18 protein-coding genes are annotated in these 17,624 nt (G+C 72.4%); all 18 read right to left on the reverse strand.

Annotation, left to right across the window (positions count from 1 at the left end; genetic code table 11):
* Positions 1-16: 16 nt before the first annotated feature.
* On the reverse strand, positions 17-823 hold the full coding sequence (gene trpC / locus ACZ5UI_RS11875; protein WP_464197396.1) for an indole-3-glycerol phosphate synthase TrpC: 807 nt from the start codon (positions 821-823) through the stop codon (positions 17-19).
* Positions 824-828: 5 nt separating this feature from the next.
* Positions 829-1,869 (reverse strand): anthranilate phosphoribosyltransferase, encoded by a 1,041-nt coding sequence (trpD, locus tag ACZ5UI_RS11880; protein WP_464197397.1) that lies wholly within the window; start codon positions 1,867-1,869, stop codon positions 829-831.
* Positions 1,851-2,426, reverse strand: coding sequence for an anthranilate synthase component II (locus ACZ5UI_RS11885; protein WP_464197398.1), 576 nt, complete (start codon positions 2,424-2,426; stop codon positions 1,851-1,853). The genes trpD and ACZ5UI_RS11885 overlap by 19 nt, the downstream gene beginning before the upstream one ends.
* Positions 2,423-3,799 carry an anthranilate synthase component I family protein gene (locus tag ACZ5UI_RS11890; protein ID WP_464197399.1) on the reverse strand — a complete coding sequence of 459 codons (1,377 nt, stop codon included), beginning with the start codon at positions 3,797-3,799 and terminating at the stop codon, positions 2,423-2,425. The genes ACZ5UI_RS11885 and ACZ5UI_RS11890 overlap by 4 nt, the downstream gene beginning before the upstream one ends.
* A complete protein-coding gene (hisIE, locus tag ACZ5UI_RS11895; RefSeq protein ID WP_464197400.1) occupies positions 3,783-4,388 on the reverse strand; it encodes a bifunctional phosphoribosyl-AMP cyclohydrolase/phosphoribosyl-ATP diphosphatase HisIE in 606 nt (201 codons plus the stop codon). The genes ACZ5UI_RS11890 and hisIE overlap by 17 nt, the downstream gene beginning before the upstream one ends.
* 20 nt (positions 4,389-4,408) lie before the next feature.
* Positions 4,409-6,877 (reverse strand): sensor domain-containing protein, encoded by a 2,469-nt coding sequence (locus tag ACZ5UI_RS11900; protein ID WP_464197401.1) that lies wholly within the window; start codon positions 6,875-6,877, stop codon positions 4,409-4,411.
* A gap of 165 nt (positions 6,878-7,042) precedes the next feature.
* A complete protein-coding gene (gene era / locus ACZ5UI_RS11905; protein ID WP_464197402.1) occupies positions 7,043-7,948 on the reverse strand; it encodes a GTPase Era in 906 nt (301 codons plus the stop codon).
* Positions 7,942-8,301 carry an rRNA maturation RNase YbeY gene (ybeY, locus tag ACZ5UI_RS11910; protein WP_464197403.1) on the reverse strand — a complete coding sequence of 120 codons (360 nt, stop codon included), beginning with the start codon at positions 8,299-8,301 and terminating at the stop codon, positions 7,942-7,944. The genes era and ybeY overlap by 7 nt, the downstream gene beginning before the upstream one ends.
* 10 nt (positions 8,302-8,311) lie before the next feature.
* Positions 8,312-9,289, reverse strand: coding sequence for a PhoH family protein (locus tag ACZ5UI_RS11915; RefSeq protein ID WP_464197404.1), 978 nt, complete (start codon positions 9,287-9,289; stop codon positions 8,312-8,314).
* Entirely contained in the window at positions 9,286-9,723 is a 438-nt protein-coding gene (locus ACZ5UI_RS11920) for a GatB/YqeY domain-containing protein (RefSeq protein WP_464197405.1), read from the reverse strand. The genes ACZ5UI_RS11915 and ACZ5UI_RS11920 overlap by 4 nt, the downstream gene beginning before the upstream one ends.
* An 85-nt stretch (positions 9,724-9,808) precedes the next feature.
* A complete protein-coding gene (locus tag ACZ5UI_RS11925; protein ID WP_464197406.1) occupies positions 9,809-10,747 on the reverse strand; it encodes a hypothetical protein in 939 nt (312 codons plus the stop codon).
* On the reverse strand, positions 10,744-11,682 hold the full coding sequence (locus ACZ5UI_RS11930) for a hypothetical protein (protein WP_464197407.1): 939 nt from the start codon (positions 11,680-11,682) through the stop codon (positions 10,744-10,746). Before ACZ5UI_RS11930 ends, ACZ5UI_RS11925 begins: the two co-directional genes overlap by 4 nt.
* Before the next feature lie 133 nt (positions 11,683-11,815).
* Positions 11,816-13,225, reverse strand: coding sequence for an NAD(P)/FAD-dependent oxidoreductase (locus ACZ5UI_RS11935; protein ID WP_464197408.1), 1,410 nt, complete (start codon positions 13,223-13,225; stop codon positions 11,816-11,818).
* A 10-nt stretch (positions 13,226-13,235) separates the two neighbouring features.
* Entirely contained in the window at positions 13,236-13,925 is a 690-nt protein-coding gene (locus ACZ5UI_RS11940) for a hypothetical protein (protein WP_464197409.1), read from the reverse strand.
* A gap of 14 nt (positions 13,926-13,939) precedes the next feature.
* On the reverse strand, positions 13,940-14,761 hold the full coding sequence (locus tag ACZ5UI_RS11945) for a 50S ribosomal protein L11 methyltransferase (protein ID WP_464197410.1): 822 nt from the start codon (positions 14,759-14,761) through the stop codon (positions 13,940-13,942).
* Between the two features lie 10 nt (positions 14,762-14,771).
* The gene (gene dnaJ / locus ACZ5UI_RS11950) at positions 14,772-15,884 is read right to left on the reverse strand and encodes a molecular chaperone DnaJ (RefSeq protein WP_464197411.1); all 1,113 of its coding nucleotides are present in this window, start codon (positions 15,882-15,884) and stop codon (positions 14,772-14,774) included.
* Positions 15,885-15,896: 12 nt separating this feature from the next.
* Positions 15,897-16,907 carry a heat-inducible transcriptional repressor HrcA gene (gene hrcA, locus ACZ5UI_RS11955; protein WP_464197412.1) on the reverse strand — a complete coding sequence of 337 codons (1,011 nt, stop codon included), beginning with the start codon at positions 16,905-16,907 and terminating at the stop codon, positions 15,897-15,899.
* A gap of 149 nt (positions 16,908-17,056) precedes the next feature.
* A complete protein-coding gene (locus ACZ5UI_RS11960) occupies positions 17,057-17,578 on the reverse strand; it encodes an inorganic diphosphatase (RefSeq protein WP_464197413.1) in 522 nt (173 codons plus the stop codon).
* Positions 17,579-17,624 lie beyond the last annotated feature (46 nt).

The following is a 17,624-nucleotide window of genomic DNA, read 5'->3' on the forward strand; positions in this document are numbered from 1 at the left end:
CAAGCTCCGCTGAAGATCAGACGATCTCGTCGGAGGGCTCGGTGCCCCCGCACAGCTCGCGCAGCGCCTCCTCGGGGTCGGGCGCGCGCATCAGCCGCTCCCCCACGAGCACCGCGTCGACGCCCACGCGCTCCAGCTCCTCGAGCTGCTCCCGCGTGTACAGGCCCGACTCCGACACCACCAGCTTGCCCGCCGGCACGTCGGACAGCAGCTCGAACGTGCGGTTCAGGTCCACGGTGAAGTCGCTCAGGTCGCGGTTGTTGATCCCGATCACGTCGGCATCGAGCTCCAGCGCCGCCTCGAGCTCATCCTCGTCGTGGACCTCCACGAGCACGTCGAGGTCGATGGCCATCGCCTCGCCGTACAGGCGCGTGAGGTCGTCGAAGTCGAGCGCCGCGACGATCAGCAGGAGCGCATCGGCACCGGAGGCCGCGGTCTCGTACACCTGGTAGGGGTCGACGATGAAGTCCTTGCGCAGGATCGGCAGCTCGGTGACCGAGCGCGCCACGCGCAGGTCCTCCAGCGAGCCGCCGAAGTTGTGCGGCTCGGTCAGCACCGACAGCGCCGCCGCGCCCCCGCGCTGGTAGGCCGAGACGATCTCCTCGACCGTCGCGCCCTCGCGGATCGCGCCGGCCGACGGCGAGCGCCGCTTGTGCTCGGCGATGATCGAGACGCCGGGGCCCGACAGCGCCTCGGAGAACGGGCGGTCGTCGAGGGCGCCGCGCTCGGACAGCCGCGCCTCGAGGGTGGCCAGCGGGACCTCGCGCTGACGGCGGTGGACATCGGCGCGGGTCGAGTCGACGATGCGCGAAAGAACGCTCAAGGGGGTTACGCGGCCTCCGCCGGTGCCAGCTGATGGGTCAGTTCGACGTAGCGCTCCAGCGAACGCAGCGCCGCGCCGGAGTCGATGGCCGCCGCGGCCACGGCGACGCCGTCGGCGATGGAGTCGGCGCGCCCGGCCACGTAGACGGCCGCGCCGGCGTTCAGGACGGCGATGTCGCGCCGCGGACCGGTCTCGCCCTCGAGGATCGCGCGCGTCACCGCGGCGTTGTCGACCGGCGTCGAGCCGGCCACCTGGGCGAAGGTCGCGTCGGGCAGCCCGGCGTCGCCGGGCCCGAAGGTGTAGGTGCGCCGAACGGTCCCCTCGACCTCGACCACGCGTGTCGTCCCGGACGTGCTCATCTCGTCGAGGCCATCCTCGCTGGACACTAGCAAGGCTCGGTCGGTCCCCAGCCGGGCCAGCGCACCGGCCATGCGGTCCAGATACCCCGCGTCGGAGACGCCGATCAGCTGCCGGCGCGCACCGGCCGGATTGGTCAAGGGACCCAGGAAGTTGAACACCGTGCGCACGGCCAGCTCACTGCGCACCGGCACCACGAAGCGCGTGGCCGAGTGGTGCGCGGGCGCGAACAGGAAGCCGAAGCCGACCTCGTCGATGCAGCGCCCGACCGCGTCGGGCGACAGGTCGATGCGCGCACCCAGGGCCTCGAGCACGTCGGCCGAGCCCGACAGCGACGTGGCCGAGCGGTTGCCGTGCTTGGCCACCGCGCACCCGGCGCCCGCGGCGATCAGCGCCGCGGTGGTCGACACGTTGAACGTGCGCGGACCGCCGCCGGTGCCGCACGTGTCGATCAGGTCGTCGCGTCGGCTGCGCACGGGCGTGGCGAACGAGCGCATCGCCCGGGCCAGGCCGGCCAGCTCCTCCTCGGTCTCCCCCTTCGTGCGCAGCGCGATCAGGAAGGCCGAGATCTGCACCTGCCCGGCGTCGCCGGACATGATCGTCGTGAGCACCTCGGCGGTCTCGTCGGTCGACAGGTCGCGCCCGGAGGCGACCGCGTCGATCGCGCGGGTCAGGACGTCGTGCGGCACAGGAAGTTGTCGAGGATCCGCTTGCCGTCATCGGTCAGGACCGACTCGGGATGGAACTGGACGCCCTCGGCGGGCAGCTCGCGGTGGCGCAGGCCCATGACCACGCCGCCGCCGGTCGCGCTCACCTCGAGCTCGGCGGGCAGCGTGTCGGGGTCGACGACCAGCGAGTGGTAGCGCCCGACCTTCAGCGGCGTCGACACGCCCGTGAAGATCGTGCGCCCGTCGTGCTCGATGACCGTCGTCTTGCCGTGGATCGGCTCGTGGCGGATGACCGACGCGCCGAAGGCCTGGCCCAGCGACTGGTGGCCCAGGCACACGCCGAGCGTGGGGATGCCCGCCTGCGGGAACCGCCGCACGACCTCCAGCGAGACGCCGGCCTGGTCCGGGGTGCAGGGCCCGGGCGAGACGACCACGCGGTCGGGCGCCCGCTCGAGCAGCGCGTCCACCGACTCGACGTCGTTGCGCACCACCTCGATCTCGGCCCCCAGCTCGCCCAGGTACTGGACGAGGTTGTAGGTGAAGGAGTCGTAGTTGTCGACCACCAGCACGGAGGTCATGCCCAGTCCTCCTGCGCGTAGGCCAGCGCGATCGCCTGCTTGATCGCGCGCGACTTGGCCTCGGACTCGCGGAACTCGTAGTCGGGCCGGGCGTCGGCCACGGTGCCGCCGCCGGCCTGCACGTGCACCAGCCCGTCCTTGATCACCGCGGTGCGGATGTGGATGCAGGTGTCCAGGTCGCCGGTGTAGCTGAGGTAGCCGATCGCGCCACCGTATCCGCCGCGCTTGATCGGCTCCAGCTCGTCGATGATCTGCATCGCGCGGACCTTCGGCGCCCCGCTCAGGGTGCCCGCGGGCAGCACCGAGCGCAGCGCGTCCATCGCCCCGACGTCGTCGCGCAGCTCGCCCGAGACGTTGGAGACGATGTGCATCACGTGCGAGTAGGTCTCGACCGTCATGTACGAGTCGACGTTCACCGTCCCGTAGCGGCACACGCGGCCCAGGTCGTTGCGTCCCAGGTCCACGAGCATCACGTGCTCGGACTGCTCCTTCTCGTCGGCCAGCAGCTCGGCGGCGATGCGCTCGTCCTCGGCCAGGTCGGCGCCGCGCGGGCGCGTGCCGGCGATCGGCCGCGTGGACACGTGCGACCCGCTCACGGTGAGCAGCGGCTCGGGCGACGCGCCGGCCACCTGGAAGTCGCCGAAGTCCAGGAAGTACATGTACGGCGACGGGTTCACGGCCCGCAGCCCGCGGTAGATCGAGAACGGCTCCTTCGTGCTCGGCGCCGTCCAGCGCTGCGAGGGCACCGCCTGGAAGATGTCGCCCGCGTGGCAGTACTCCACGATCCGCGCGACGTTGGCCTCGAACTGCTCGCGGGGCATGTTGGACTCCCACTGCGGCTCGGGCCGCGCGCCCGGCTCGCCCCGCGGCGGCGGGACCGGTCCGGCCAGGCGCTCGCGCACCTCGTCGATCACGCCCGGGTCGCCGCCCATGGCCACGACGGTGATCGTGTGCTTGAGGTGGTCGAAGGCGACGAGCGCGTCGGTGAGCATCAGCGCCATGTCCGGCAGCCCGACGGGATCGGGGTTGGGATCGCCCAGCGGCTCGACGGTGCGCACGAGGTCGTAGCCGAAGTAGCCGACCGCCCCGCCCGCGAACGGCGGCAGGTCCGGGTGCGGCGTCAGCTTCGTCGCGGCCACCGCCTCGGCGGCCAGCGCGTACGGATCGCCCGGATCGCCCAGCGACCAGCGCAGCACCTGCCGGGGCCGGAAGCCGATGAACGACCAGCGGCCCACCCGCTGGCCCTGCTCGGCCGACTCCAGCAGGAACGCCGGGCCGTCGCCGCGCAGCTTCAGGAAGGCCGAGACCGGCGTCTCGCAGTCGGCGATGAACGTGTGGGTGAGCGCCTCGGTCGGGTCAGCGGCGGCGGCCATTGAGCACCTCCGCGGCGTCGGCCAGCGTGCGGTCGCGCCCGGCCAGCAGCGCGGTCAGGTGGAAGAGCACGTCGGCGGCCTCGTTGTCGACGCGGTCGTCGGTCTCCTCGCGCACGGCGCGGACGACCTCCTCGGCCTCCTCCTGCACCTTCTCGCCGGCCAGCGTGCCGTCGTCGAGCAGCGTGACCACGTACGAGCCCTCCGGGCGCTCGAGCCGGCGCGCGGCGATCGTGCGCTCCAGCTCGGGCAGCGCCTCGTGCGGCGCCAGGTCCATGTCGCCCCGGTGGAAGCAGGTGCGCTCGCCGGTGTGGCAGGCCGGCCCCGCGGGCTCGACCAGCGCGAGCACCGCGTCGCCGTCGCAGTCGACGCGCAGCGCGCGCACCGCCTGCGTGTGGCCCGACGTCGCGCCCTTGTGCCACAGCTCGTTGCGCGAGCGCGACCACAGGTGCAGCTCGCCCGTCTGCTGGGTGCGCTCCAGGGCGTCGGCGTTCATGTAGGCGAGGGTCAGGACCTCACCGGTCCGCCAGTCCTGGATCACGCAGGCCACCAGTCCGCGGTCGTCGAACGAGAGCAGCGAGGCGTCAAGCATCGGGTGAGTCTACGAAGCGTTCAGGTGCGCCCGGCGAGCTCAGCGGCCAGGCGGCGATCGAGCTCGCCGGCGGGCATCGGGCGCCCGAGCAGGTAGCCCTGGCCCAGGCGGCAGCGGCCCGCACGCAGGAACGCCCGTTGCGCCTCCACCTCCACGCCCTCGGCCACCGCCTCCATCCCCAGGGCCTCGACCAGCGACAGCATCGCCCCGACGATCGCCGCGCCCTGGTGCGACGCGGGCACGCCCGCCAGGAACGAGCGGTCGATCTTGACCACCTGCACCGGCAGGTCGCGCAGGCGCCCCAGCGACGACCAGCCGGCGCCGAAGTCGTCGATGGCCAGCTGGACCCCGGTCTCGTGCAGCTCGCGCAGCAGCGGCACCGCGCGGCCGTCGTCGCGCAGGGCCAGCGACTCGGTGATCTCTATCGTCACGCCGGCCAGGTCCAGGCCGCCGTCGGCCAGGCGCCCGACCAGGTCGGCGACGAACCCGCGGCGGGCCAGCTGGCGGGGCGAGACGTTGAGGTGCACGCGCGGGTCCGCGCCGGCCTCGCGCCAGGCCATCCGCTGCGCGCTGACCGCGTCGGCCACCCAGGACCCGAGCCGCCCGATCAGGCCGGTCTCCTCGGCGAAGGGCACGAACTCGTCGGGCAGCTGGAGGCCGCGCTCGGGGTCCTGCCAGCGCACGAGCGCCTCGACGGCCTCGATCGTCCCGTCCTCGAGCGACACGATCGGCTGCCAGTGCAGGACGAGCTCGTCCTGCTTGATCGCCCGTCGCAGCCGGGTCGACAGCGACAGGCGCTCGATCGGCTGGCGCGGATCGTCGGCGTAGACGACGACCTCGCCCCGGCCGGCCGCCTTGGCCTGGTACATGGCGGCGTCGGCGTGCTTGAGCAGCGTGGTGGCGTCGCCGGCGTCGCGCGGGTAGAGCGAGATGCCCACCGACGTGCCCACGTGGAACTCCGCGCCGGCGATCCGAAACGGCTCGGTCAGCGCGCCGCGCAGCGAGGCGGCGGCCGACTGCGCAGCCGCCTCGGCCCCCACCCGGTCCAGGTCGGAGAGCAGGACGAGGAACTCGTCGCCGCCCTGGCGCACGAGCAGGTCGCTGGCCCGCGTGCGCGCCCGCAGCTCGCGGGCAACGCGGCGCAGCAGCTCGTCGCCGGCGCCGTGGCCCAGCGAGTCGTTGACGAGCTTGAAGTCGTCGAGATCGAGGTACAGCAACGCGACCGCCTGCTCGTTGCGCCGCGCGCGGGCCAGCGCCAGCTCGAGGTGCTCGTGCAGCAGCGCGCGGTTGGGCAACCCGGTCAGCGGATCGTGGTAGGCCAGATGGGCGATCTGCTCCTCGGCCCGCCGGCGATCGGTCACGTCGATCCCCGAGCTCATCGTGGCGGTGACGTTGCCGACGTCGTCGTGCAGGATCGTGTGGTGGAAGCGGACGGTCCGCGCGTCGCCGTCGCCGGTCCGCACGTTGACCTCGATCCCGTCGTCTGGGTCCGGGCGGCCGGCGAGGCGCTCCCGCCAGGCGGCGCGCCGGCCCTCGCGCTCGGCGTCCGTCACACACGCGTCGAACCAGTCCTGTCCGATCAGCGACCCGTCGGGGTGGCCGAGCAGCTGGTGCCCGGCCCGGTTGAGCAGCAGGATGCGGCCGCTGGGGTCGAGGACGACGACGACCATCCCGGCCAGGTCCAGGTAGCGCTCGGCCCGGTCGCGCTCCTCGCGCAACCCCTCCTCGGCCTCGCGCTGGGCGGTGATGTCGACGATCACCCCCTGGGCGAACAGCGGCTTGCCGTCCTCGTCGCGCACGATCTCGTCGCGGTCGGAGACCCACACCTGCCGCCCGTCGGCGGCGATCATCCGGTACTCGATCTCGCTGCTGGTCTGGGTGCCGAAGGCGTCGCGCTCGTCGGCGCGGACGCGCTCGACGTCGGCCGGATGGATCTGTCGGTACCACAGGTCCTGGTCGGCGATGAAGTCCTCGGCCGGGAAGCCGAGCATCTCCTCGACCTGCGGGCTGAGGTAGCGCAGCGTGAACGCCTCGTCGAACTCCGACAGGTAGATCACGGCGGGCACGCGCTCGACCAGCTCCCGGTAGCGCAGCTCGGCGGCGGCGAGGTCGTCGATCACGCGCTCGTAGCGGTGGCGGGTGGCCAGCAGCTCGTCAGCGGTGCGCGTCTGCGCCGTCACGTCGCGCAGCACCGCGACGACGTGCCCGTGGCGGCCGTCGTCGCCGTAGACCGGCGTGACCAGCAGCTCGTTGTCGAAGGTCGAGCCGTCCTTGCGCGCGCTGCGCAACTGGCCCCGCCACGGCGCCCCGATCCGCACCGCGGCGCGCAGGTCCGACACCGCGCGCGGGTCGATCCCCGGCGCGGCCAGCAGCTCGGCCGACCGCCCCACGAGCTCGTCGGGGCCGTAGCCGGTCAGGCGCGACGCGGCCTCGTTGACGTGAACGATCGGTGCACCCGGCGAGCGGGCGTCGGCGATGGCGATGGCCACGCCGGCCGCCTCCAGCGCAGCGAGAGCCAGTCGCGGTTCGGGATTCCGCGAGATGGACACGCTTGAGCCGAAGGTACCCACGAACGTCCGGACAACGACTCCTGATCAGCGAATCGCCGATGCCGATTCCCCGCAATGAGCGGAAAATCCGCTGATCGCGACCGTTTACTCGATGCCCAGGCGGTCCAGCAGCCCCTCGTCGGCGCGCCAGGAGCGGCGCACGCGGACGGAGAGGTCGAGGTGCACCTTGGCGCCGAGCTCGCGTTCCAGCTCGCGGCGGGCGGCGCTGCCGATCGACTTGATCATCTTGCCGCCGGACCCGATGACGATGCCCTTCTGGGAGTCGGTCTCGACCCACAGCAGCGCGTTGACGATGGCCAGGTCGTTGCGCGGCCACTCGATCTCCTCGATGACCGCCTCGACGGCGTGCGGGACCTCCTGGAAGGTCCGCTTGAGCACCTGCTCGCGGATCAGCTCGGCCAGCAGGACGTCGCGCGACTGGTCGGAGCCCTCCGCGGCGTCGTAGAAGAACGGGCCGGCGGGCAGCATCGCGGTCAGGCGCTCGATCAGCGGCGCCATGCCCAGCCCGGTGCGGGCGCTGACCGGATAGATCTCGTCGCCGACCTCCAGATCGGCGGCCTCGGACAGCGCGACCACCGTGTGCTGCTTGTCCAGTCGGTCGACCTTGTTGACGGCGATGATCACCGGGACCTTCGTGTTGCGCAGGGCGGACGCGATGAAGCGGTCGCCCGGGCCGACGCCCTGCTCGCCGTTGAGCACCATCAGCGCGCCGTCGGAGTCGTCCAGCTCGCGCTCGACGCGGCGCTGCATGCGCTCGGTCAGCGCGTCGCGCGGGCGCTGGACGCCGGGCAGATCGACCAGCACGAGCTGCCAGTCCTCGCCGGTGGCCACGCCGCGGATGGCCCGCCGCGTGGTCTGCGGCTTGTCGGAGACGATCGACACCTTGCGGCCGACGATGCCGTTGACCAGCGTCGACTTGCCGACGTTGGGCCGTCCGGCCAGCGCGATGAAGCCCGAACGGGTCGCGGGCGGCTCAGGCGGGGCTACCACGACAGGAGCTCGCGCTGGAGCGCGAGCATCTCGCCGTCGTCGGTCTCGTGGTCCATCCCCACGAGGTGCAGCGTGCCGTGGATGACCGCCTCGCGCAGGTCCTCCGTGTGCTCGGGGCAGATCACCACATCGCCCAGCTCGCGCGAGTCGACGGGACCGGAGAAGTCCTCCTCCTCGTCGATCGGGAACGAGAGCACGTCGGTGGGCGAGTCCTTGTCGCGGTGCTCGCGGTTGAGGTCGCGGATGCGGTCCTCGTCGACGAAGTCCACCGCGACGTGCCCATCCTCGATGCCCGCCGAGGCGAGCGAGATGGCCACGAGGCGTTCGACCTCGGCCGGCGCGATGGCCGCCATGCCCAGGACCTCAACTTCCAGCACGGCGCAACTGGGTGGGTGCGGACGTCTTCCCGACGGCGTGCTCGTCGTAGGCCTCGACGATCCGCTGGACGAGCTTGTGGCGGACGACGTCGGCCCCGCCGAAGCGGACGAACTCGACGCCTTCGACCTCCTGCAGGATGTCGGAGACGACGATCAGGCCGGACTGATGCTCGCGCGGCAGGTCGACCTGCGTGATGTCGCCGGTGATGACCATCTTGGAGCCGAAGCCCAAGCGCGTGAGGAACATCTTCATCTGCTCGGGCGTGGTGTTCTGCGCCTCGTCGAGGATGATGAAGCTGTCGTTCAGCGTGCGGCCGCGCATGAAGGCCAGCGGAGCCACCTCGATCTGCCCGCGCTCCAGCGCCTGGGAGACCTTCTCGGCGTCGAGCATGTCCTGCAGCGCGTCGAACAGCGGGCGCAGGTACGGGTCGATCTTGGCCATCAGGTCGCCGGGCAGGAAGCCGAGCCGCTCGCCCGCCTCGACGGCCGGGCGCGTGAGGATCACGCGGTTGACCTCGCGGCGCTGCAGCGCGGCCGCGGCCATCGCCACGGCCAGCCACGTCTTGCCGGTGCCGGCGGGGCCGATGCCGAAGGTGATCGTGTTGCGCCGGATCGAGTCGACGTAGCGCTTCTGGTTGACCGACTTGGGGGCGACCTTCGTCGAGCGGTGGCGCCACACGACGTCCTCGAGGATCCGCGCGGGCGACTCGTGCGCGTCCAGCGCGCCCGTCACCGCGTCGATGGTCCCCGGGCCGATCTCGTGGCCCTGGCGGACCAGCTCGGCCATCTCCCGCACGACCTGCGCCGCGGCCTCCACGGCTTTGGGCTCACCTTCGAGCGTCACCACGTTCCCGCGCAGGAAGAGCTCGCACTCGAGGTGACCCTTGAGCGCCTTGAGGACCGCGTCCTCGGTGCCGGCCAGCTCGGCGGCGACGGCGTTGGGGAGCTCGATCGTGGTTTTCATGCGGGGGAAAGTGCCTCCTTGACGTGCTGCGATACGCGCCGGCCGTCGGCCCGACCGGCAACCTCTGCCATGACCAGCGGCATGACCTTGCCCATCTCCTTCGGCGAGGTGGCGCCGCTGCGCTCCACCGCCGCCGCGACGATCTCGCGCAGCTGCTCGTCGGACAGCTCGACCGGCAGGTAGCCCTCGATCAGGGCGGCCTCGGCCGCTTCGGCCTCGGCCAGCTCCGGACGACCGCCGTCCGTGAACGCCCGCGCCGCCTCCTGGCGCCGCTTGCGCTCGCGCCGCAGGACGGCGACCTCGTCGTCGCTGCCCTCCTTGGCGGCCTTCTGCAGCTCGCTGAGGATCAGGATCAGCGTGGAGACGCGCTCGCGTTCTCCCGCCTTCCGCGCGGCGGCGAGATCGTCCTTCACGCGGTCTGTGAGCTCTGCCATTCGCGTACCCACATGGTAGGACCCTGTCGGTCGGCATTCACCGGTTGGACGCAATTGGCGTCGCCGGCGACGCCGACCGGGCCGTCTAGGGCAACATCGAGGAGGCGCGTGCGCTGGAGCAGAGGTACTCGGCGCGCTGGGTCCAGTTGGTCCTGGCCAGCGCGTCGGCGCGGAACTGGATGCTCAGGTAGCCGCGCTCGCCCCGGTTGTACGAGCCGCCGTAGGACGGGTAGTAGTCGCGCCCGGTGAGGCTGCGGTAGAGCGTCCAGCGCTTGGCCGCCACGGTCTCGACCGTCGCGTCGGCCCGCACGCTGGTGTTGCGCCACAGCGGATCGAAGCCCAGCGCCACCTCGAACGGATACGGGTAGTCCTTCGGGCAGTGCCAGAAGTCGTTGCGCTCCCGCCCGAAGCTCGGGTCGGACGTGTCGGCGCGAAACGGCGCGGTCGTCACCCACACGCAGCGCCCGTCGCCCTGCCCGTGCAGCGAGGCGGGGCACCCCTCGGCCGCCGAGGTCTTCATGCCGCCCAGCTCCGGGAAGTACTCCTCCCGCGGCGCGCTCGGCGCGGCGGTGGCGCCCGGTGCGCTCTGGCCGGCCTGCGCGGTCGTCTCGCCGCCCGGCTCGGTGACCGCCACGGTCTCGTCCGCCGTGCGGCAGTCGTCCTCGACGCAGGCGATCACGTGGTAGATCCCGGCCTCGACCCGCGGGCCGATCGCGGCCTGGTCGGTCACCACGTCGCGCTCACCCGGGGCCAGCGCGTCGGTGCGCCCGGACGCCAGCCGCTCGTCGGAGCGGTCCAGGCGGCGATCCTCCGAGAGCACGAAGCGCACCCGATCGGCCGCGGCGGCGCCCTCGCCGGCGTTGGCGACGGTCGCCTTCAGGCGCAGGCCGTAGTGCCCGGCCTGGCCGGTGGGCACCGGATCGGCCACCGCGCGGATCTCCAGATCGCCCCCCGACGCGCCGGACGCGGCGGCCGGCGCCGCGCACGCGACCGCGAGCGCCACCAGGGTCAGCCGCGTCCTCATGGCAGCATCGAGGTCGCGTGCTTGCTGGAGCACAGGTACTCCACCCGGTGGGCCCAGGCGTTCGAGGCCAGGACGTGCGTCGTGAACTCGATGCTCACGTAGCCGCGCTCGCCGCGGTTGGACGAGCCGCCGTAGGACGGGTAGTAGTCGCGGCCGGTGATGCTCCGGTAGCCCGTCCACCGTTTCGCCGCGACCGTCTCGACCACCGCGGTGGACTCCGCGCCGACGTTGCGCCACAGCGGGTCGAAGCCCAGCGCGACCTCGAACGGATACGGGTGGTCCGTGGGGCAGTACCAGAAGTCCGACCGGTTGCGGCGGTCCTCCCAGCCGGCCCGCAGGTCCTTGGACGTGGTGACCCACACGCAGCGGCCGTCGCCCTGCCCGTGCAGCGAGGCCGGGCAGTCGGTGGGCGCGGACACGTCGAGCTTGGCCACCTCCGGGAACCACTGGTTGCGGGGCGGGTAGGGCGTCGCGGTGGCGCCTGGCGCCGTCTCCCCCGCCTCGGCGGTCGTGTCGCCGCCGGGCTCGGTCACCGCGACCGTCTCGCCGGCCACGCCACAGCGGTCCGCCACGCAGGCCAGCACGTGGTAGATCCCGGCCTCGACGCTGCGCGGCACCGCCCAGCGCGTCTGCACGGTGTCCTGGCCGTCCGCGGCCAGGGCCTCGACGCGCACCAGCGGCACGCGCGGATCGTCGGCGTCCAGCCGGCGGTCCTTGGACAGCGCGAAGCGCAGCAGCGCCGGATCGGCCGCTGCCGCGCCCGCGTTGACCACCGTCGCCTTCAGCCGCAGGCCGTAGCGGCCGGCCTGGCCGGTGGGAATCGGGTCGGCGACCGGGCCGACCGCGAGGTCCGTCGGTGCTGCGGCCACGGCGGTGGCGGGCAGGGCGACCGTGCCGATCGCCAGCGCCAGCGCGAGTGAGGTCCCTCTCGTCATGGCCGCCAGCCTTCCCGACGGCGATCGGCCGCGGGCGGGGCGAGGCTCCCCAGACGCGGTAGACCTAGCTCCCCGCGGAGGGCCGTTGTCCGCTCCGACCCGGCATCCGGGTCGAGGAGGACAACGGACGCGCCTACAGAACCGGCGCGGAGTCCGACGCGCCGGTGAGACCGGTCTCGTCGGCCAGGTCGGTCGAGCGGGCCCCGAACCCGTCGCTCTCGATCGGCTCGCCGGACTCGCCGGTGCCGCCCGAGCTCTGCGCCTGCAGCCCGGGCGGGTGGCCGAGCATGCCCAGCTCGGACGCGTCACGCCCGAAGAACAGGCCGATCGTCCAGTCGGTGATCAACCGCGCGCGCCGCTTGTTGCCCGGCATCAGCAGCACGTGGTAGGTGCGGGCCAAGAACCACGCGGGCAGGCCGCGCCAGCGGATGAAGAAGGTCTGCGCGACGGCCTGATTGCGGCCCATGTCGACGAACACGCCCAGCGTCTTGTAGGTGAACTTGCGCTTGCGATGGCCGGCGCCGAGCGCGGCGGCCACGTTGTGCGCGGCGGTGCGGCCCTGGCGCATCGCGTGCTGGGCCGTCGGCGGGGTGGGCTTCTGGTACTTCTGCGCGTGGTCGGGCACCGCGGCGGCGTCGCCGATCGCCCACACGTTGTCGTAGCCCTTGACCTGGCAGTAGGAGTCGACCTCGATGCGCCCCGCCGCGCCCAGCGGCAGGCCCAGGTTGGCCACCACCGGGTGGGCCTTCACGCCCGCCGTCCAGGCCACGGTGCGCGTGGGGACGCGCTCGCCCGTGGACAGCAGCACCGAGTCGGCCTGCACCTCGTCCAGCGTGGTGTCGGTGCGCACCTCGATGCCCCGGCCGAGCAGCTCTCGCGTGGCGAACTGCGCGAGCGACTGCGGAATCTCCTGCATGATCCGGCCCTGCGCCTCGACGAGGATGAACCGCGTCCCGCTGGTGCGGCAGCGCGGGTACAGCGAGATCGCGTCGGCGGCGAAGTCCTGCAGCTCGGCCAGCCCCTCGACGCCCGCGTAGCCCGCGCCGACGAACACGAAGGTCAGGTAGGCCTCGCGCTCGCGCCCGTCCTCCATGTTCTCGGCGATCTCGAAGCAGCGCAGCAGCCGGTTGCGCAGCGCGATCGCCTCGGGCAGCGTCTTGAAGCCCATGCCGTGCTCGGCCAGGCCGGGGATCGGGAAGACGCGGGTGATCGAGCCGAGCGCCACGATCAGGTGGTCGTAGTGCAGGTCCTCGACGCCGCCCTCGGGCTGCTGCACGTGCAGCAGCCGCCGGTCGGGCGAGGCGCCGACGACCGAGCCCAGGCGCAGATCGGCGGTGCGCAGCTCCTCGCGCAGCGGCACCACGACGTGGCGCGGCTCCAGCGTGCCCGCGGCCGCGCCGGGCAGCAGCGGCGTGTAGAGCATGAAGTTCACGTCGTTGACCAGCGTGATGCGGGCGCTCTGCTTGGGCAGGGCGCGCTCGAGCGTGCGGGCCGCGTACAGCCCCCCGAACCCTCCACCGGCGATGACGACGTTCCAGGCCATGGCCTGAAGGCTAACCCTCCGACAGCGTGGGGTCGGCGTCCCGGCGGTCGAAGGTGATCGTGGCGATGGCCAGGCCGTAGAACGGGGCGAAGATCGCCTGCACCAGGATGACCGCGAGGATGCTGCCGACCGTGTGGTCGACCGCGTCCTGCAGCAGCTGCTGGACGGCGCCGGCGGCCACCACGAGGACCAGGTAGACCAGGAGCACCCGCCAGAACGAGCCGCGTACGGCGCGGATGCTGCGGCGCATCGACTCGCGCATCTTCGTGCGGTCGATCTCGGCGAACGCGGGCGCCAGCGACAGGTAGACCGCGGCCAGGATGCCGGGCACCACGAGCAGGATGATCCCGACGACGATGATCAGCGGGATCAGCAGATCCAGCAACGCCAGCGTCTTCCAGGGCAGATGGCGCGCGACCTTCAGCGGGCCCTCGTGCTCGCCGCCCGAGCGCCAGGCGATGACCGCCGCGGTGACCAGGCCGGCGTAGAGCACGGCGCCGAGCAGCTCGAGCAGCCCGTCGGTCAGCTGCAGGAAGGCGCCGAGGATCACGTGGTCGGAGTGGACGTCCTCCAGCAGCGCGTCGAGCACGGCCACGGGCGCGAACACGACGACCGCCGAGGCGATCAGCCGCCACCAATGGACGCGGTAGATGACCAGCGACGCCTTGACGATCGCCAGCGGGTGCAGCTTGTGCGTCATCGCGGCGCCGAAATCTAGATGGCGCGCAGCAACAATGCGGCCCAGCCGTCCAGCTCGCGACGATCGGCTTCGAGCATGCCGGAGAACGCCGCGGCGACCTCGTCGGCCTCGTGCGCGAGCAGGCCGGAGGCGATCAGCACGTCGGGCCGCGCGTCCTGGCGGACGGCGAGCTCGAGCAGGAGCGGGCGCAGCAGGTTGGCCAGCACGAGCGGCGCGTGCGGGACCGGGTCCGTGCGCAGGTCCCAGCGGGTCGCGCCCACGGCGACCCCGTTGACCTGCGCGTTCTCGATCGTCGCGGCGACCGACTCGACCTCGTGGTCGTAGCCGTCGACCGGCGCGAAGCCGAGCTTGGCGGCGGCGATGGCCAGCACGCCCGAGCCGCAGCCCAGATCCACGACCGCGACCGGGTCGGCGGTCGGCCGCGGCAGCTCGAGCAGGAGCTCCAGGCACAGCCGCGTGGTCGGGTGCATGCCGGTGCCGAACGCCTGGCCCGGGTCGATCACGACCTCCAGCTCGCCCGCGGGCGTGGGCTCGTGCCAGGGCGCGCGCAGGCGCAGCGCTGCGTGGGTCCCGATGCGCAAGGGCCGGTGGAACTCGCGCCAGCGCTCCGACCAGTCGTCGCCGACCACGCTGGAGGAGACGTCGACCAGCGCGTCGCCGGCGGCCGCCTGCACCTCGCCCAGATCCGGGAGCTCGCCCTCGGCGCCGTAGATCGCGTACTCGACCACGCCGTCGGGATGCTCGACCTCCTCCACCCCACCCGGCGCCAGGACGAGCAGCTCGGCCAGCGCGATCTCCGCGTGCTCGCGCGCGACGCGGACAGCCAGGCGGATCATCCGGTCGGGGTCACGTGGCGAAGATCGAGCGGCGCAGCTTGGTGAACATCGACTCCTCGGAGGCGAGGTTCTCCGGCTCCAGCGAGTCCGACAGCTCGCGCAGCAGCTCCTTCTGGCGCTTGTTCAGCCGCCGCGGGATGACCACGTTGACGATCACGCGCAGGTCGCCGTTGCGGCCGCGGCGCAGCGGCGGCATGCCCTGGCCGCGCACCAGCAGCGTCTCGCCCGGCTGCGTGCCGGCGGGGATCTCCAGCGCGTGCTCGCCCTCCAGCAGCGGCACCTGGACGTGCGTGCCCAGCGCGGCCAGCGGCGCCGGCAGGTCGAGCACGGTCACCAGGTCGTCGCCGTCGCGCACGAAGCGCTCGTGCTCGCGCACGCGCACCTGGACGTACAGGTCGCCGGCCGGCCCGCCGCGCTCGCCCTCGTGGCCGCGGCCGGCCAGGCGGATGCGCTGCCCATCGGAGATGCCCGCGGGGATGTCGACGCTCAGCGTGCGGCGCTGCACCTCGCGCCCGCGGCCCTTGCAGACCGCGCAGGGCACCTCGGCGACGCGCCCGTCGCCACCGCACACGTCGCATTCGACGGTGCGCATGACCTGGCCGAACGGCGTGCGCGTGACCGCCTGCAGGCGACCCTGGCCGCCGCAGCGCTCACAGGTCTGGATCGGCGTGCCCGGCTCGGCGCCGTTGCCGTGGCAGTGCTCACACCGGGTGATCGCGTCGAAGCTGACGTCGACGCTGGTGCCCTGCGCCGCGGCGAGCAGCTCGATGTCGACGGACACGCCGACGTCGCCGCCCTGCATCGGCCCGGAACGACCGCCGCCGCCCCCGCCACCGAAGAACGCGTCGAAGATGTCGCTCAGCGAGCCGAAGCCGGAGAAGTCCTGCGGCGCGTAGCCGCCGCTGCGCAGCCCGTCCCAGCCGTAGCGGTCGAAGGTCGCGCGGCGCTCGGCGTCGGACAGCACCTCGTAGGCCTCGGCGGCCTCCTTGAAGTCCTCCTCGGCGGTCTCGGACGAGTTGACGTCGGGATGCAGCTCGCGCGCCAGGCGGCGGAAGGACTTCTTGATCTGCGTCTCGTCGGCGTCGCGCGGGACGCCGAGCACCTCGTAGGGATCCCGCGGCATGTTCGTCTGACGTTAGTGGTCGTCGTACACGTCGCTGACGAACCGCGACAGCTGCCGCGAGGCCTCGCGCACGGTGGCGATGGCCACGCCGTAGTCCATGCGCACCGGGCCGAGCAGCGACACGGCGCCCAGCGGGCGCGACGGCAGGCCGTAGCCGGCGGCGACCATGGCCAGCGAACGCAGCTCGGGGAGCTCGTTCTCCGCGCCGATGCGCACGAGCACGTCGGGGGTCGAGAGCGCGGTAGCCAACACGCCCAGCAGGGTCACGCGCTGCTCGAGCATGCTCATCAGCGAGTTGATCTGCACCACGTCCTGGACCCGGTTCTCCGACAGCAGTCGCGTGGCGCCGTCCATGTACAGCGTCTGCCCGGCGGTGTCGACGAGCTCGGTGAACGCGGGGGCCAGGCCGGCCAGGAACGCGCGCTCGACCAGGCCCAGGTCGGGATCGGTCAGCCGCCGCGAGAGCGAGCGCGCCCCCAGCCCGAGGCCGACGAGCTGCTCGTTGAGGTACTCCCCCGCCCAGGCGACCAGGCCCGAGTCGACCGGCCGCTCGTAGGTGAAGACGCGCTTGGTCACCCCGCCGGTCGAGGTGATCACCACGACCATCAGCACCTGCGGCTGCAGCAGGAGCACCTCGACGTGGCGGATCGTCGCCGTCTCGATCGGGGGCGCGGAGACGATCGCCAGCAGGTTGGTGACCTGCGAGAGCGTCTCGCTGGTCGCCCGCATCGCCTCGTCGACCTCACGGCGGATCAGGCTCAGCTCGAGCGACACCTCGGGCCGCTTGACCAAGCGATCGACGAAGTAGCGGTAGCCGGCGTCGGTGGGCACCCGGCCCGCGGAGGTGTGCGGGTGGGCGAGCAGGCCCCGCTCCTCGAGCATGGCCAGCTCGTTGCGGACGGTCGAGGGTCCGAAGGCGACGCCCGGATCGGCGGCCAGGGCCTTGGAGCCGATCGGCTGGCCGCCCTCGAGGTAGGCCTCGACGACCTTGCTCAGGAGCAGCTCCTGACGGGGACTCAGCACCCTGCACATCCTACGAGGGGTTCCCGTCGCAGCGCCGAATTGTGGCGCCATGTCCCCGCTGCAGCGGATCCGCTCCCGGCCGGTCGTCGTGTTCGCCGCGTGCTGCGCCGTCGTCGCGCTGGCCAGCGTGGCCGACGTCGCGCGCGCCGCTACCGGCTGACGCCCTCCCCGTCGGGCGCGCCCTCGCGGAAGCGCTTGCGCGAGGCGGCGATCTCCTCGAGCGCGTCCTCCCGGGAGTACCAGCCGTCGACCTTGACCTGCTTGAGCTCGAGGTCCTTGTAGACCGAGAAGAAGTGGGCGATCTCGTCCTGCAGCTGCTGGGCCAGGTCCTCGAGGACCTCCAGGTGGTTCCAGCCCGGGTCCTCCAGCGGGACCGCCAGCACCTTGTCGTCGACGCCCATGTCGTCCTCCATGCGGAAGAGGGCGATCGGCTTGACCAGGATGCGGCAGCCGGGGAACGTCGGCTCGCTGACGGGGACCATCACGTCAAGTGGGTCGCCGTCACGGCTGAGGGTGTCGGGAATGAAGCCGTAGTCGGTCGGATACACCATCGAGCTGAACAGGAAGCGATCGAGCTTGATCGCGTGCAGCTCGTGGTCGTACTCGTACTTGTTGCGGCTCCCCTTGGGGATTTCGATGATCGCGACGAATGCGTCTTCAGGGACGTCCATAGAGCGCCACATCATCGCAGCGCGGCTCGGGTACGACATCTGACGT

Source organism: Conexibacter sp. JCM 18997, from assembly GCF_055391915.1.